This window comes from Vibrio sp. L5-1 (genome assembly GCF_021728315.1).
In the GTDB taxonomy this organism is placed as follows: domain Bacteria; phylum Pseudomonadota; class Gammaproteobacteria; order Enterobacterales; family Vibrionaceae; genus Vibrio; species Vibrio splendidus_K.
Map to the genome: position 1 here is coordinate 739,452 of NZ_JAKKCQ010000003.1, position 16,339 is coordinate 755,790.

Sequence of the window (16,339 nt, forward strand, 5' to 3'; positions counted from 1 at the left end):
GATTAGAAGCTGTAAGTTAGACCAACACGGCTACGTAGTTCACGAGTCGCTTTAGTCGATGAAGTGCTCACATCACCAAACTCTACATATGGTGCCCATTGGCCCATCATGTGGCGAATACTTGCGTTCAACTCGTAGTTGGTGTCGTCGTTGTCGTAGATGTCATATCCATCCGCTTTGTAGTAGTTACCTTCTAAACCAAAGCGCCAGTTTTCCATTGAGTAGTTAACGTTTGCCGTTAGACGGTGACGACGTTGGTTTTCAATGTTTTTCTCAACACCGACAATGTCACCATTACCGTCGAGCTCGTACTCAGTTGTGCTAGTATTTTGTCTCATATCGTAACGGTAACGAGCACTTAGGCTTAAACCGTCAATGCTATCCAATTTATATGTTGCACGAACTTGAGGTTTGTACGTAACACCAGATTCGCGACCTTCAATTGGCATACCGTAAGTCATTGTCCAGTTATCGTTTAGTACATGACGGTAATTTAGACCAAGCTCCCAACCGTTATTCTTCAAATCTTCCATGAATTTACCGTCTTCTCCCTTGAATTTCGCTTCGATATCTACAAGGAAGTTGCCAATGCTATCGCCCAGTTTTACACGAGTAGCGTGTTGATCTGTATGACTCTTGTATTCGTGTCTCATATCGAAAGACGCCGCAGAAACAGAGCCAGCAGCGAGTACAGATGCCACAGCAATCACGATTTTAGTTTTATTCATGGTATTAATTCCATATTTATAGGTTGAGTATTGGCCATAATTACAAGCCAAATAGAGTAGTTCTTGTCTTCAATGCATTTTTTTGTTGAAACGATTTCTTAGCCATTCCAAGTTTGTTTTGCATTTAAATAATACAAATATGCTAACGATTTGAAGGTGTATGATCTGTGAATTGGATCGTGTTGTGGAGACAAAACCACTATTTACAAAGGGTTACAAAGTTGGTTTGTCTAGGTAAGCTTATGATTTTTAGTGTTTTATTTGTCTGTTGATAATGGTTTTTAAGGGTTTTGTTCATCAATTAATGTGCGCTACAGCAAAAAATTGAATCTTTAGATGTCATTTTTATTTGTAATACATTATTATTTACTAACTTTCTGTAGCAACACATAACTTTGCTGTGTTGATTGCATGAACTGACGCTGCGAAGCGGATAAGTAAAAATGATTTAAAGGCTCAATGGTTAGAAAGGAAAATGGCTAAAAGCCAAAATACTTTAAACCGCTAGGCATTTGTTTTAGGTGTTATAGAGCTCGACCAGAGATGATTTGAAATGTAGTAGGCAAGGCAGTGACATAGCCTGCTATATAGATATGAACTTGATAGGAATGAACAGGGTTCGAATGGTTACCCGTTGTTCTTATTAGCGACAAAGAAGAAATCGTTGAAGTGCTTGCGAAAGCATTTTGATTATTGCTCCCAACTATTCTAATTATAACTTCTGCTTTCGTTTAGAAAGGTAGGAGACGGTAGTCGAAGATCTACCCTTGCGCTCATGTTGATACAGGCAACATGAGCGTTTTTTTATCTGAAATTTGAGTAGAGAGTCGTTTGAAGCGCAATAAGCGTGTAAGCCGCGGCTTAAGAGCTAGGCTTTTAGGTTAATGACAGCGCGTTCAAGTGAGTTTGTCTGTTCTACTACTGAAGTTGCAGAAGCGGCGTTTTTTGAAGCGCTCGTTACATTTGTCAGTGTCAGCTGTTTAATGGCATCTACGTTTTCGATGATCTCTGACGTAACTTCACTTTGCTCCTTCATAGCATTGGAGACTTCTAAACTGTTATTTAGAATGGTTTCCATGTCTGCGATAACCGATGTGATTCTTGAATGTGCCTTCTCACAAGAGTCGACACTGCTGTTACCTTTTTCACAACAATTTTGAATCGTGTTAACCACCATTTGGGTTTGATCTTGAACCCCTTGAATAATGGTTGAGATCTCTTCGGTTGAAAGCTGTGTTCTGCCAGCCAAGGTTCTCACTTCATCGGCGACGACGGCAAAACCACGACCTTGCTCTCCAGCGCGCGCTGCTTCAATAGCGGCGTTCAAAGCGAGTAAGTTGGTTTGTTCAGCAATTTCTTTGATCACTTCTAGTACTGTATTGATCTTTTCTGAGTGCACAGAAAGGCGATTCACTTCTTCACTCGCACTTACTAAGTCAGTTGAAAGCGTATTGATTGTGTCTCTGGTGAAGGCTACATCGTTCAGGCCATCATTCGCCGTGGAGAAGCTGGTCTGTGCATTTGATGATGCATTTTCACTATTGGTCGCAACACTTTGGATATTGCTGCCCATTTGATTTATCGCGGTCGCAATATTTTCTGTTTGTCGTTGCTGCTTGTTTAAAGCGCTTTCCACTTCTATGCCGTCGTGTTGCAACTGGTTCGAAATGTTGCCGAGCTCTTGAATCGACCCTTGTACTTGACCAATAAGTTGACGAATATCTTCTAATACGGTGTTAAATGACTTGGCAATATCCGCAATTTCATCTGAACCGCTGTCTTCCGCTTTAACGGTAAAGTCACGTTGTTGGGATACGTGCAACATGGTTGCGTTTAACGAGGCTATCTTCTTAGCGACACGCGATGAGATCCCAAAGGACAGCGCGATCAGTAATCCAGTGAAGGCGATTACGGAACTCACAATAAACGTGGTAATGGTTTGTTGAATCGATTCGACCTGTTGTTCTAAACGACCTTCAACGCCGGTAAATATCGAGATGATATCTTCAAACAGCATTTTCATTTCTGATTTCAGTTCGCTGACCTTTGCTGGGTTGCGTTCTATCGCGTCTACCATCAAGGAAAAATCTTTGTCGTATTGTTTTACTTCTCGTGTCAGCTTGTCTAACTCTGGTACAGCAATGTCTGACTCTTTGAGTAAAACAGAGAAGTTATTCATTAACTGTTGGAAGTGTGAATACTCTTTGGCGAATTCAGGCTTGAGGGCTTTGTCGTGGCTGATCAGAAACTCTAGTTCCGTTCGATTTAGTTGAAGCATCGAAACTTCAAGCGACTTCACCTTGATCAGGGTTTTCTCAAGTTTGATCAGCTTTAGGTTTGCCATTTCAGTGAACGAGACGACAACCAATAACGAAATAATGGATAAACAAGCAAGGCTAAAAAGGGAGGTTTTAATTTTCATAGGCAGGCACCAAAGCAAAACAATATGACTCAACAACGTATTTGGGAGTCTCGTTTCTCTTATTTGCGTGATCAGTAGCTTACAAGCGGATAACTGGGATCTGACTCGCAACGGAAACGTTTGCTTACAGTATTTTATGGAAAGGTTATGCGCAAGTTAAATATTTATTATTTTCAATGACTATTGGTGATTGTTTTATCACTAGATGGAGTGCTGTAAATAATAACGAGAGATTGAGGTATAGTCGGACCAAAGTGATGAGGGGAAGTGGTAGTGAAAAGAGCAAGTGAAAAAGCCACGAACATTCACGCTTAGTCACATGAATGCTCGTTTCTCTTGTCATGTATCTTGCTCTTGTCGCTTAATTGCAGACGGATTCGCTGTAGACGTTTATATGTATGGAGACTAACCCTGTGAGAGCCGTTTTTTAGTATTAGCTTTCCGTCGGCATCCAAACCTGCTTAGACGTGACTTTGTGGTCTTTAAAGGTCAGTTCTTCAACCTTGTCTCCGTTAGTATTCCAGCGAGTGAGTTTCCCGTTTGCTACTTCGCCTTCATCAAATTTCGCTTGGCTGGCCTTATTGCCATTAGGGTAGTAGTCCGTTACCAATCCATCTTTTTGCCCGTCACTGAATTCGGCTTTTAGGCTTTGTTCGCCATTCGGATACCAGCGAGAGGCAACACCCGACAGTTCATTGTCTTTATAGTTGAGCACCGCTTTTTTTTGTCCGTTTGGATACCAGGTCTCGGCCTTACCTTGCAGTTCACCTTTAACATAATTCACTTTAGAAGCAACTTGGCCATTTGGGTACCAGTTGGTTTCTAACCCAAGTTCTAGGCCATCGGCAAATTGAGCTTGGGTCGCGACTTGGCCGTTATCGAACTTCTCTTCAAATTGACCAGTAAAGGGTTTTGAGTGGTTTACTTGATAAGCCACACCTTTGCGCATTTGTAAGTAGTCAACAGCATCATCGCTGGTGGCTGCATAGCTCATAGAAGATACCGTACTAAGAGCAATTAAGATTGGAACGTATTTCTTCATAATGACACCTTTTTAATGGACGAGGGGAAAGTGTAACTGGTGTGTTAAAAGCATTTCACTTCCGAGAACCACTGTCAGTATCTAATAATGGTTTTCAAGTTTGCATTAATGACGGACGCATATAGGGAACTTTTTAGAGCAAGTCTTCACTTGTATTTGTAATACAAATGTATCGATGTTATTCATTTTTATAAATTATATCTAGCGATATTTCTGTTGATTTCCTTCGAGCTTTGAACGTGACGAATGATGGTTTTTGTCGATAGTTCTTCGGTTTTTAGAGAGTTACTTCATGTTTTTTGGGTTTTTGTCGAAATTTGGTGCGGATGGCTGCACTCACTTGAGGAATTATGATCGCAGGCGGTACAACTTTGAACTCGATCACTTGTATGATTAATTGAGTCTAGTACTGTAAGATCACTGTCACGCATTTGGATTATTGTAGTACAAATATGCTTGTCATCTATCTATAGTGAACCTAACAAAAAAACATAAATAAAAGGTCTCAAGATGGAACTCAATACCCTGATAGTTGGCATCTACTTCCTATTCTTAATTGCAATAGGGTGGATGTTCAGAACGTTTACAAGTACGACAAGTGATTACTTCCGTGGAGGAGGTAATATGCTGTGGTGGATGGTAGGTGCAACCGCATTTATGACCCAGTTCAGTGCGTGGACATTTACGGGTGCAGCAGGTAAAGCCTTTACGGATGGCTTTGCCGTAGCGATTATCTTCATCGCGAACGCATTCGGTTACCTAATGAACTACCTTTACTTCGCTCCGAAGTTCCGCCAACTGCGCGTTGTGACGGTTATTGAAGCGATTCGTATGCGTTTTGGTAAGGTTAATGAGCAAGTGTTTACTTGGTCGGGCATGCCAAACAGTGTTATCTCTGCGGGTATCTGGCTGAACGGCCTTGCGATCATCGCATCGGGTATCTTCGGCTTTGACATGACGACAACGATTATCCTAACGGGTTTGGTTGTATTGGTAATGTCAGTAACAGGCGGCTCATGGGCAGTAATCGCATCTGACTTTATGCAGATGGTTATCATTATGGCAGTGACCGTAACGTGTGCTGTAGTAGCGGTCTACCACGGTGGCGGCGTTACACAAATCATCAATGACTTCCCAACCGATTCATTCATTACGGGTGATAACCTTAATTACCTAAGCATCTTCAGCATCTGGGCAGTGTTCATCTTCTTGAAGCAGTTCAGCATCACGAACAACATGCTGAACTCTTACCGTTATCTTGCAGCGAAAGACTCAAACAACGCACGTAAAGCAGCTTTACTTGCCTGTATCCTGATGACGCTTGGTCCAATCATTTGGTTCATGCCTTCTTGGTTCATGGCTGGTCAAGGTGTTGATTTAGCAGCCGCTTACCCTGAAGCTGGCAGCAAAGCCGCTGATTTCGCATACCTTTACTTCGTTCAAGAGTACATGCCTGCAGGTATGGTTGGCCTTCTGATTGCCGCGATGTTCGCTGCAACAATGTCTTCAATGGACTCTGGTCTAAACCGCAACTCAGGTATCTTTGTTAAGAACTTCTACGAGCCGATTCTTCGCCCTAAAGCGACAGAGAAAGAGCTAATGGTCGTTTCTAAACTCACGTCTACTTTCTTCGGCATCGCGATCATCTTGGTTGCACTGTTCATCAACTCGCTTAAAGGATTGAGCCTTTTCGATACGATGATGTACGTGGGCGCGTTGATCGGCTTCCCAATGACAATTCCAGCATTCTGTGGCTTCTTTATCCGTAAAACACCGGATTGGGCAGGCTGGGGCACGCTAGTTGTCGGTGGTGTGGTTTCTTACTTCGTTGGTTTCGTTATCACTGCTGACATGATCCAAAACTGGTTCGGTCTGAATGAACTGACAGGCCGTGAATGGTCTGACCTAAAAGTGGCTATCGGTCTTATCGGTCACATCATATTTACTGCTGGCTTCTTTGTTCTTTCAACGCTGTTCTACAAGCCATTACCGGCGCACCGTGAGAAAGACGTAGACAAGTTCTTCAACAACCTAGCGACACCATTAGTTGCTGAAAGTAATGAACAGAAGAAACTGGATAACAAGCAACGTCGTATGTTGGGTTCACTTATCGCGGTAGCGGGTGTGGGCGTAATGACTATGTTTGTACTGCCAAACCCAATGTGGGGACGCATGGTATTCGTTCTGTGTGGCTTGATTGTGTTCTCTGTTGGTCTGTTACTTGTTAAAGCAGTCGATGACAAAGTCGAGCAACAAGACGAAGTGACTCCAGCCGAAGGCTAATTTAATACGCATCCTAAATAACATCACGGCCACCTAAATGGGTGGTCGTCATTTTTATAATCCAAACTTTAACGTGAGATGTACGATGAACAAAAAACTATTATCGGTAAGCATTATTAGCGCGTTCACGCTCGCTTTTGCAACAGGCTGTACAACACAAGAAAAAACAGCACCGGTAGTCAGTGTCGCTGAACAAGCTACGCCTGCTATTAGCGAAATCGACCGTAGTTACTTATTGAGTAGTGACCGCTTAACTGAGGTGGATGGCAATACAATAAACGTTGCATCAGAAGAGCAAGTAGCCGCGCTTAAAGCACAATTTGAAAACCTAAAAGATGGCGACGAAGTTGTTATTCCTAACGGTAAATACGCGAACTTAGGTCAAATAACTATTACCGCGAATGACATTACCGTTAAAGCAGAGCAAGCCGGTTCTGTATGGTTAACTGGCCTAGTTCAGTTTGAACTTAAAGGTGATGACATCACGCTAGATGGCTTAGTCTTTACCGAAGGTGGTCCAAACGAAAGATTTGGCGGCGTTCGAATGATGGGCGACAACAACACTTTACAGAATTCAACCTTTTACTACTTTAACCACGCTTATGAATATCAACCCGATGAGCGTCGTTCTGAATACCCGAGATACCTGTGGGTTTCTCTGTGGGGTAAAGACGGCAAAGTGATCAACAACCGCTTTGAAGGCAAACAAAAGCGCGGTACGTTGATTGGTGTACAAAAAGATGATTCTGCAGACAATCACTTGATTGCTAATAACATCTTCATGGACCAGAAACCGAATCAGTTTAATGAATTCGACATCAAAGAAGCGATTCGTTACAACGGCAACAGCTGGGAAGCACTTCGTATTGGTGATTCAAAATCCTCTCAGTGGGATTCCAATTCAAAATTCGTTAATAACTTGATGATCGACATGGATGGCGAGCGCGAGCTTGTCTCAGTTAAGTCGGGTGGCAACACAATTTCTGGTAATACAATTTTTGAAAGTTCTGCTTTGATTTCTTTGCGTCATGGTAAAGGAAGTAGTGTTGAAAATAACATTATTCTAGGTAATAAAAAGAACTTAACTGGTGGCATTCGAATCTATGATGAAGACCATGTTATCCGTAATAACTACATTGCGAATACACGTGGACGTGACGGTGTGATTGAAGGCAATGCTGACCTACGTGGTGGTATCGTGATTAATACGGGTATTATTGATGTGGCAAACGGCGAAGAGCTAGATCAGTCGGTTAAAGGCAAAGAGCTGAACAAACAGTGGACGCCTAAAAACAGCACCATCGAGAACAACTCATTGGTTGATACACAGTGGGGCATCATCTATGGCAATCAAACTCACCGTGTGAGCCTGTTCAATAATGCCGAAGTTGAAAAGATTTATGCCGGTGTTGATATCGCGTTTAATAATAATGTTGTCGACAATTCAGAGTCTCCAGAGTTTGTCAGTGTTCGCGCAACGGAAGATTACCCGTTAGTGAACGCAACGTATGACAATGAAACATATGTTGGCCAAGTGACAGCATCTGAGCAGATTTCGAGCTATTCCGTTGAGTTACCAGCAATGACCGTCACTAATGGCATGAACGCTTACCAAGGTGAAGGTGCAGACGTGTCTAAACTTGCGGTTGTGACGGCTGAAACAGCGGGTCCAGATTACGTGCTTGAGAATACAACTAAGTAACTTATTGGCTAATGCTAAACGCTTAATGGTTTGAGCTATCAAACAAATTTACGATAGCTGTCTGGGTCATTAAAACTTAAAAGCCTCAACGGGTAATGCCTGTTGAGGCTTTATCGATCTTACGTCGTGACCATCTCAATCTTACGTCGTGACTACTGTTATTTATACTTATGCAGCAGACCCCAAGGAATATTGCACAAGTGATGGTCTTCAGGGAACTGGCTAAGGTGATGCTGGTGGATATCATCACTGGCGGCATAACTGGTCAATGGCAAGATCTCGAGAGCAATGCGGTCTGCATCATCACGAGAGGTAATATAGCGCTCAGCTTCCGTTAGGTGCAGGGCGTTAGTGCTGTAAACACCAGTGCGATACTTCTCACCCACATCGACGCCCTGTTTATTGACGCTGTATGGGTCAATGATCTCAAACAGATGTTCCATCAGAATGGTTACTGAAGTGATGCTTGGGTCAAACTCTATCTGGACACACTCCGCGTAGCCATCATAGTCACTATTATTTGATGTACCGTTTTCTGTTGTATTGCTTTTTACGGCATCGATTGGTGTCTGTGCGGAGTTTCCATTCGCACGGCCTGCTTCTGTGCTGATGACACCCGGAACGTATTTGATAAATTCTTGTACACCCCACAAGCAACCGCCCGCCAAATAGATTTGTTCCATACTTACCTTTTACTTCTCTGTGTTTGTTGTTCGTTCGATGCGTGAATCAATATAGTGATACACGCACGTATAAAAAAGCGTGTATACAAAATAAGTGTGCACATAAAAACAAGTGTTTAGGTATTGTAAACCTGTGCGACTGAACAAACATAAGTCTAATAGGATTTGTGATTATATAAGCTAGTATTGCGTTGTCACCACCCCGAATTTCAAGATTAAGTGAGCGTTAGCCAACCATGTTTGATCAAATAAAAGATTTCATCAATCCGAGTAAGAATCCAGACCTCACACAGGCTCAGGAATACCAACGTCAGCATCTGCCGACGCTGTGGCTGTTGGGGAAAACGGGAGCGGGCAAGTCATCGTTTATTCAAGCGGTCACGGGTGATTCCTCTATTGAAGTGGGGAATGGCTTTGCTCCATGCACTATGACGGCAATGTCGTATGAGTTTCCTCAAATTAAGCCGGTAATGCGATTCCTCGATACCAGAGGGTTGGGTGAGGCGGATTATGATCCTAAAGAGGATCTAGAAGAGATCGGCCAAGCGGGTAATGCATTAGTCGTGGTGATGAAAGCTGATGAGCCTGAACAGTCTGCCGTACTTACAGCTCTGAAACAGATTAAGAAACAAAAGAAAATTAAACACTTGTTGCTTGTTCATACTGCAGTTTTGTCTTCCAATGAAACAGACCGCGCAAGACAAATTCAATTCAACATCAACCAAGTAGAAACGGTTTGGGGTAAGGGATTGGAATCGGTTGCGGTGGATTTCGAAACGGATGACTTGAGCAATAACAGTGGCTCAGTTTACAACTATGACATCTTGTTAGAAAAGCTGACCAACATCCTTCCTGTTATTGGAATGATGGTGGTAGACAAAGAGCATTCCACTCAAGAAGAAGCCAACTTTGACCAAGTCGAAAACGAAGTGCTTTGGTATGCGGGAAGCGCTGCGGCGAGCGACCTGATTCCGGGTGTTGGCTTAGTGTCTGTACCTGCGATTCAAGCGAAAATGCTCCACAGTTTGGCGAACCAATATGGGGTCGAATGGAACAAGAGAGTCTTCAGTGAGTTGATAGGCACTTTGGGAAGCAGCTTTGCTTTGCAATACGGAATGAAGCTGGGCACTCGACAGCTGATAAAGTTGATTCCGGTTTATGGTCAAACGGTCGGAGCGGTTGCAGCCGCCGCCATGAGTTTCGGTACCAGCTATGGTTTAGGTCGAGCGGCTTGTTTTTACTTCTATCATAAGAACAAAGGCGAAGAAGTCTCTGAGAAAGAGATGCAAAAGATTTACAAAGAATCCCTGAAAAAAGGTAAGGCGGCGTCGGGCTATGAAGAAAATTAGAAACCTATTTCGATTATTGGCCGTTCTGTCTAGTGGGCGTTGGGGTATTGCTCTGATTTCGGCCATCTTCCCGAGCATTATCATGATGGCTTTTGGTCTTTTTTTGGCGATCAAATATGGCTACCTATTGGAAATGTCGATTGCCATTGCGGTGAGTACCTTGGTGTTCACCATTCCTTTATTCATTTCTAGCCGTTCTTCGCGTAAACCAACTTATAGCGACTCTTCTTCACATGATGAAAGTGATGATCAACCTGAAGCCGGAGCATCGCCCAAGAATTCAGACATCAATGATGCGCTGGTTAAAGCGTCTGATGAATGGTCTCAAGCAGAGCTATCAATCTGGAACGACTCGAAACACCATGTACGACAACAGTTAATGGTCGACATCGAGTGGGGTAATCTCGACCAAACCGGTTTAGAGGTACTTGAGTTCGTCGCCAAAAAGTTTGATAAGAAATCACTCGATTTTTCAATCCCTGAAGGGCTGAAGCTGTTTGAAGAAGTGAGCCGACGATACAAGTTAGTGGTACGGGAACATATACCGGGAATTGAGTATCTTAAGGTTTCCTATATCAAAGCGGGCTACGAAGCCTATGACAAGTACGGTGAGCTAGGGCAGAAGATCGTTAAAGCCGCTATCTGGGGCAATCACCTTAAGAATCTGTATTTGAATCCATTGAAAGTGATTTCTGATTTAGGTCGAGAGCAAGCGACATCATCCATGACCAAAGGCGTGGTGGATGACATGCAATACGCCGCGAAACAAGCCTTACTCGATGAGGTGGCCGCGGTAGCGATTGATCTCTATAGCGGTCGATTCAGCATTGAAGATGAAGCATTAAGAGCGTCTGATGTTTCTGAAATAGATGAACAGCGCTTTGCACCAGAATTAGAGCCAGTAAGAATTGTGCTGGTGGGGCAAACAAGCTCTGGGAAATCCTCATTGATTAATGCGCTCAAGCAAGAGCTCGTTGCCGAGGTGGATGTATTGCCATCAACCGACACTTCAACCGTATACAACGCGTTTGTCGATGACAATGATGTTCGAGTGGTTGATCTTCAAGGGCTGGATGGCAATGCCAAAACCGAAGCTCTGATGCTTAAAGAGATGACTCAAGCCGATGTTGTACTTTGGGTTCTTAAAGCCAATCAATCGGCTCGTGAACTGGATAAGCAATTGAAGGGCAAGTTTGATACTTTCTATGGCGATCCTAAAAACATCTCACGCAAGAAGCCAATCGTTGTTTCGGTTGTGAATCAGGTCGACCGATTAAAGCCTGTTGATGAGTGGCAGCCTCCGTATGACTTAGAGAACCCAACATCGGCCAAAGCAAAGATCATTGCTCAAGCACTCGAATACAACCATATATTGCTGCAGTCTGATATCGTGTTGCCGCTCGCTATTGCACCAGAAAAGACGATTTTTGGTTTAGAAGCACTCAAGCAGATGCTAATCGAAGGCATAGCTGATGCTAATAATGTGCAAAGAAACCGCCAACGTTTGGAGGCAATGAAACGGGGAACATCGGTTAAAGGTCAACTGAACAAAGTAGTGAAGGCCGGTAAGAAGGTCGCACCAAGTGCATTGAAGGCAGCGACACCAAAACTGGCTGAAATGGCCATCAAGCAAGTTGTGAAGAAAAAGTAAGTCATTCACTGCGAATACGGTTCTGGTGGGGCTTGAGGCTCATCAGAACTTAGCTATTCTAGATCGGCGATTTTTATTGCTTGGCTTTATTAGATGATAGCTTTTTAGAAAACAGCCATCTTCGCCCCTTATTAGATAAGTATTGAGTTTAAAAGAGATTCGATATTATTAAGTAACTCAACGAACTAGTTTAATAGTATATAAACGGATGGAATTCACAGTTTATATGACACGCTATGGTATTTAATTGCCATTCTAAATATTGATCACATTTATACTTTTCTAAGCTGTATTTATAAAACAATTGCACTATATTTAAATTTCGGATCACCTTGATTTCAACGTAGGGATATATTGTGAACATGTATCTGAAATGGCAATCAACCACATGGCTAACCTTGTTAGCTTGGTATACCTTAGATCACCAGCTCTCGTTCCGCCTTTCTTCAGAGTAGTACCCTCTAGGCGTCACGCGCCAGCAGAGCCCTTGAGCTTTGCCAATCCTGTTAATTTTGTCTTTAAGAAGCTTCGTAACCCATGCGGCCGCTATTTGTGTTGTTGTGCATGAAGTTCTTATCTCTTAGTTATTATTAATTGGGTCCTAATCAATACGTTATTGATTAAATAAATTATTTCTAGCTATTAATTTTTCATCGTAATTATCACGAGAGTGATCGTGCGTGAAATTAAATTAATGGTGATGACTCATGACATTTGAAAATAATGAATTTGGCTTTTCCCATTTAGGCTGAATTTGTTGAAAGGTACTATTATGGAAAACTTCAAGCATCTACCAGAACCGTTTCGTATTCGCGTTGTAGAACCAGTAAAAAGAACAACCTCTGCATATCGTGAGCAAGCCATTGTTGACGCGGGCATGAACCCATTTTTACTGGATAGTGATGATGTGTTTATCGATTTACTGACCGACAGTGGTACAGGTTCTATTACTCAGCGTATGCAAGCAGCGATGTTAATGGGGGATGAAGCTTACAGTGGTAGCCGAAGTTACTATGCGTTGGCGAATGCAGTGAAAGATATTTTTGGTTACCAACTGACGATTCCAACACACCAAGGACGTGGAGCAGAGCAGATCTACATTCCTGTTCTTATCAAGATGCGTGAAATGGAAAAGGGATTGGATCGCAGCAAAATGGTCGCCCTGTCTAACTACTTCTTCGATACAACACAAGGTCACACTCAAGTGAACTGTTGTGTAGCGAAAAACGTCTACACCAAAGAAGCGTTTGATACTTCAGTGAATGCTGACTTTAAAGGCAACTTCGACGTTGTGAAATTGGAAGAAGCGATCTTAGAAGCGGGCGCTGCCAACGTTCCTTACATCGTGAGTACCATTACCTGTAACTCTGCTGGTGGACAGCCGGTATCAATCGCGAACTTGAAAGCTGTGTATGACGTGGCTCAGAAGTACGATATTCCAGTGATTATGGATTCTGCACGCTACGCTGAAAATGCCTTCTTCATTCAACAGCGCGAAGCCGGTTATCAAGATTGGACAATCGAACAGATCACTCGTGAGTCGTACAAATACGCGGATGGTTTAGCCATGTCGGCTAAGAAAGACGCGATGGTACAAATGGGCGGCTTGTTGTGCTTTAAAGACGACTCTTTCATGGATGTGTACACAGAGTGTCGAACCTTGTGTGTCGTGCAAGAAGGCTTCCCAACTTATGGTGGCTTAGAGGGAGGTGCAATGGAACGCCTTGCGGTTGGCCTTTATGACGGCATGCGTCAAGACTGGTTGGAGTACCGTATTGGCCAGGTTCAATATCTCGTTGATGGATTAGAAGCAATGGGTATCGTGTGTCAGCAAGCCGGCGGACATGCTGCGTTTGTGGATGCGGGTAAACTGCTTCCTCATATTCCGGCTGGTCAGTTCCCAGCACATGCTTTGGCGTGCGAACTCTATAAAGTCGCGGGTATCAGAGCGGTTGAGATTGGTTCATTGCTGCAAGGCCGCGACCCCGCAACAGGTGAACAGCACCCATGCCCTGCGGAGTTATTGCGCCTTACCATTCCTCGCGCTACCTATACACAAACACACATGGATTTCATTATCGAAGCATTCGAGAAAGTAAAAGAGAATGCTGGGAAAGTAAAAGGGCTCGACTTTACCTATGAACCGCCTGTGTTAAGACACTTTACAGCGCGCTTGAAAGAGGTAGAAACCAGTATCAAACAACCTATAAAGAAGAGTAAACCAGAGCTAGAAGAAGCTTAAAGTACAAGGAAATACATTAAGGTCTGTTGAATTTTCGAACTGATTTCTCAGTGAAAGCTAAACAGTCATTAACACAAAGGCTCTTATTGGAGCCTTTGCTTTTTTTGAGCAAGCAGAACTAAAACCGCAGGATTACTACTGTTTTAATACTGAGCTCAGCGTATCAAAAAGCCATTGATTCAATGGAGCATCTTTCTGAGAACGACGGCAACTCATCACATAACTCACATCAATCGTGAGCTTTTCTGGTAAATCAATGCTGCGACACCCTTCTGGCACACTGCCATCTAGGGTGATTCCAAAATAATCGGACTTCAGTACAATATCGTGGATCATTGCGGGGTGATCGGCTTCCACTTTTGGATCGACATGAAATCCGATATTTCGAAGGCGATCGAGAATAGGGTATTTATTGTCATTCCAGCCCGGGGTTTTAAATAAGATGATTGGATAGTTGACGAGCGATTTAAAGCTTTGTGCTTTATGATCTTCTCTCACAAAGAATACGACTTTTCCTTTTCCAATCTCTTTCTGTGAAATGGACTGCGGCAGGCTTTCATCAAAGTAGTGAACGGCTATTGCGTCTTCACCCTCGATGATTCTGTTTTTTACATTAGTGCTCCATCTCTCCAGTGAGAAGCGAACATGCGGGGCTCCTTTACTCAGAGTGAGATAGAGCTTAGAACCAAAGCGCTCCCAAAAAAGTGTATTGGCGTAGATTTTCACATCCCCCTGATAAGATACAGGGCAGAACTCTTGATGCTTTATCGCCTCGACACTGCTTAGTATCTGCTCAAAATTATCAATATTGTTTTCAATAAATGTCGTTGGTTCGAACCCATGCTTGGTTTGAATGAACAGTGGGTCGTCCAGTTGTACTCTTAATTTCGAAAGGTTCTTACTGATCGCCCCTGGGGTTTTTCCTAGCGATTCTGCAACTAAGCCAACATTACGAAGCTCATACATACGTTTGATGACCAAGATATTCTGAATATCGAGATTGATGTCCACAAGCACTCCGAATTGCTTAGATGATAACGATGCTAATCTTTGGCGCAGTGAAAGCCTAAAGACCATCTGACTCTAATATCATAATCATCACTGCCAGTTTTTAAGACAGCACAACGTCAAGATGTGAACTATTTCTTTGATTTTTCAACGAGTTTCCATTTAGTAAATATTGGTTTTCCTCGAAAATCTGATATTCGGTTGTTAAAGTTATTTCAACAAAGAAACACAACAACCAAACAAATATAATATTAAAAAATCATAAGAGGTGATGTATGAAAAAGTTAATCGCACTAGGCTTGATGGCTATCTCAATGAATACTGCTTTTGCTGCTGATGGAACTTATACAGGAACCATCGATATGACAAGAAGCGCGGGTAATCAGGTAAACGCAGAGCGTGTAGAGCCTAACCCTACTCTTGAAGGAAGAAATGAAGCGTCTAACGGCGGAATCCAATTCCAAAAGAACGTAGATCAAGACCAAGCGATCCAGTTGAATGGCCGCCGAGATTAATGTGCTAACCTTACTATCATTGTCATAAGAAATGCTGTGCCCTCGGGTGCAGCATTTTTTGTTTTGGGATTTGGAGTATTTTATAAACCTTAGTGATCTAGCCTTGGCATGTTGTGTAACGTGTGGCATTTTGTTCTCTAACTCTAACTCTAACTCTAACTCTAACTCTAACTCTAGAACGCTATTAGGTGTTGGTTAAGCATTACAAGCCAGTAAGCGAACGATTCGAAAAGGACAAGGAATGACTCAAAAAGAAACGGGAATGATTCGTCATATTCTACTGATTAAGTTTAAAGAAAACGCAGAGGCTTCAGAGGTTCAAAAACTAAAGATGCTGTTTGAAGCGATGCCAAACAAGGTTGACGGGGTAACTTCAGTAGAGTGGGGGTTAAATGATAGCCCAGAGAATAAGAACCAAGGTTATACCCATTCAGTTTTAATGACGTTTACGGATGAAAAGGGGCGTCAGAACTATCTTCCACATCCAGAGCATGATGCGCTGAAAGATGTATTTCGTCCGCTGTTAGACGACATCATCGTGTTTGATTACTCTCTATAATTGGTCCTCTCTGCATGCTCCCTAAAGCCTAAAGCCTAAACTAAAAGCCCAAAGCTAAAAGCAATAAAAGCGATAAAAGCGTATATACCTAAAGTTTATTTATACAAGGTATATACGCTGAGTCATCTCGAATAACGAAGCGTTAGGGCTTGTGT

The 16,339-nt window shown here is 42.8% G+C and carries 12 protein-coding genes; 7 read left to right on the top strand and 5 right to left on the bottom strand.

The window, feature by feature from the left end:
- Positions 1-2: 2 nt before the first annotated feature.
- From L3V35_RS15580 to L3V35_RS15590, 3 genes are all read right to left on the bottom strand, one after another.
- Complete coding sequence (locus tag L3V35_RS15580; RefSeq protein ID WP_054547419.1) at positions 3-728, bottom strand: oligogalacturonate-specific porin KdgM family protein; 726 nt, start codon at positions 726-728, stop codon at positions 3-5.
- Between the two features lie 868 nt (positions 729-1,596).
- Positions 1,597-3,150, bottom strand: coding sequence for a methyl-accepting chemotaxis protein (locus L3V35_RS15585; protein ID WP_237300212.1), 1,554 nt, complete (start codon positions 3,148-3,150; stop codon positions 1,597-1,599).
- A 433-nt stretch (positions 3,151-3,583) separates the two neighbouring features.
- Positions 3,584-4,192 carry a toxin-antitoxin system YwqK family antitoxin gene (locus L3V35_RS15590; protein WP_065204760.1) on the bottom strand — a complete coding sequence of 203 codons (609 nt, stop codon included), beginning with the start codon at positions 4,190-4,192 and terminating at the stop codon, positions 3,584-3,586.
- Positions 4,193-4,702: 510 nt separating this feature from the next.
- On the opposite strand from L3V35_RS15590, the gene L3V35_RS15595 reads away from it, so the two are divergent.
- Positions 4,703-6,475, top strand: a complete 1,773-nt coding sequence (locus tag L3V35_RS15595) for a transporter (RefSeq protein WP_065204759.1) — start codon at positions 4,703-4,705, stop codon at positions 6,473-6,475.
- Between the two features lie 85 nt (positions 6,476-6,560).
- Positions 6,561-8,177 (top strand): polysaccharide lyase 6 family protein, encoded by a 1,617-nt coding sequence (locus tag L3V35_RS15600; protein WP_237300213.1) that lies wholly within the window; start codon positions 6,561-6,563, stop codon positions 8,175-8,177.
- Between the two features lie 158 nt (positions 8,178-8,335).
- Here the strand turns inward: L3V35_RS15600 and L3V35_RS15605 are convergent, their stop codons facing one another.
- Positions 8,336-8,860: a peptide-methionine (S)-S-oxide reductase gene (locus tag L3V35_RS15605; protein ID WP_237300214.1), complete on the bottom strand. Its 525-nt coding sequence runs from the start codon at positions 8,858-8,860 to the stop codon at positions 8,336-8,338.
- Between the two features lie 236 nt (positions 8,861-9,096).
- Between L3V35_RS15605 and L3V35_RS15610 the strand changes: the two genes are divergently transcribed.
- The 3 genes from L3V35_RS15610 (at position 9,097) to tnaA (ending at position 14,102) form a co-directional block, all read left to right on the top strand.
- The gene (locus L3V35_RS15610; protein WP_237300215.1) at positions 9,097-10,209 is read left to right on the top strand and encodes a GTPase; all 1,113 of its coding nucleotides are present in this window, start codon (positions 9,097-9,099) and stop codon (positions 10,207-10,209) included.
- On the top strand, positions 10,196-11,860 hold the full coding sequence (locus L3V35_RS15615; protein WP_237300216.1) for a GTPase: 1,665 nt from the start codon (positions 10,196-10,198) through the stop codon (positions 11,858-11,860). The genes L3V35_RS15610 and L3V35_RS15615 overlap by 14 nt, the downstream gene beginning before the upstream one ends.
- Before the next feature lie 772 nt (positions 11,861-12,632).
- A complete protein-coding gene (tnaA, locus tag L3V35_RS15620; protein ID WP_237300217.1) occupies positions 12,633-14,102 on the top strand; it encodes a tryptophanase in 1,470 nt (489 codons plus the stop codon).
- Positions 14,103-14,237: 135 nt separating this feature from the next.
- On the opposite strand, the gene L3V35_RS15625 is transcribed toward tnaA, so the two are convergent.
- Positions 14,238-15,113, bottom strand: coding sequence for a LysR family transcriptional regulator (locus L3V35_RS15625; protein WP_108188460.1), 876 nt, complete (start codon positions 15,111-15,113; stop codon positions 14,238-14,240).
- A 272-nt stretch (positions 15,114-15,385) separates the two neighbouring features.
- Between L3V35_RS15625 and L3V35_RS15630 the strand changes: the two genes are divergently transcribed.
- Positions 15,386-15,625, top strand: a complete 240-nt coding sequence (locus L3V35_RS15630; protein ID WP_237300218.1) for a hypothetical protein — start codon at positions 15,386-15,388, stop codon at positions 15,623-15,625.
- 241 nt (positions 15,626-15,866) lie between these two features.
- Positions 15,867-16,184 (top strand): Dabb family protein, encoded by a 318-nt coding sequence (locus tag L3V35_RS15635; protein ID WP_016767095.1) that lies wholly within the window; start codon positions 15,867-15,869, stop codon positions 16,182-16,184.
- Positions 16,185-16,339 lie beyond the last annotated feature (155 nt).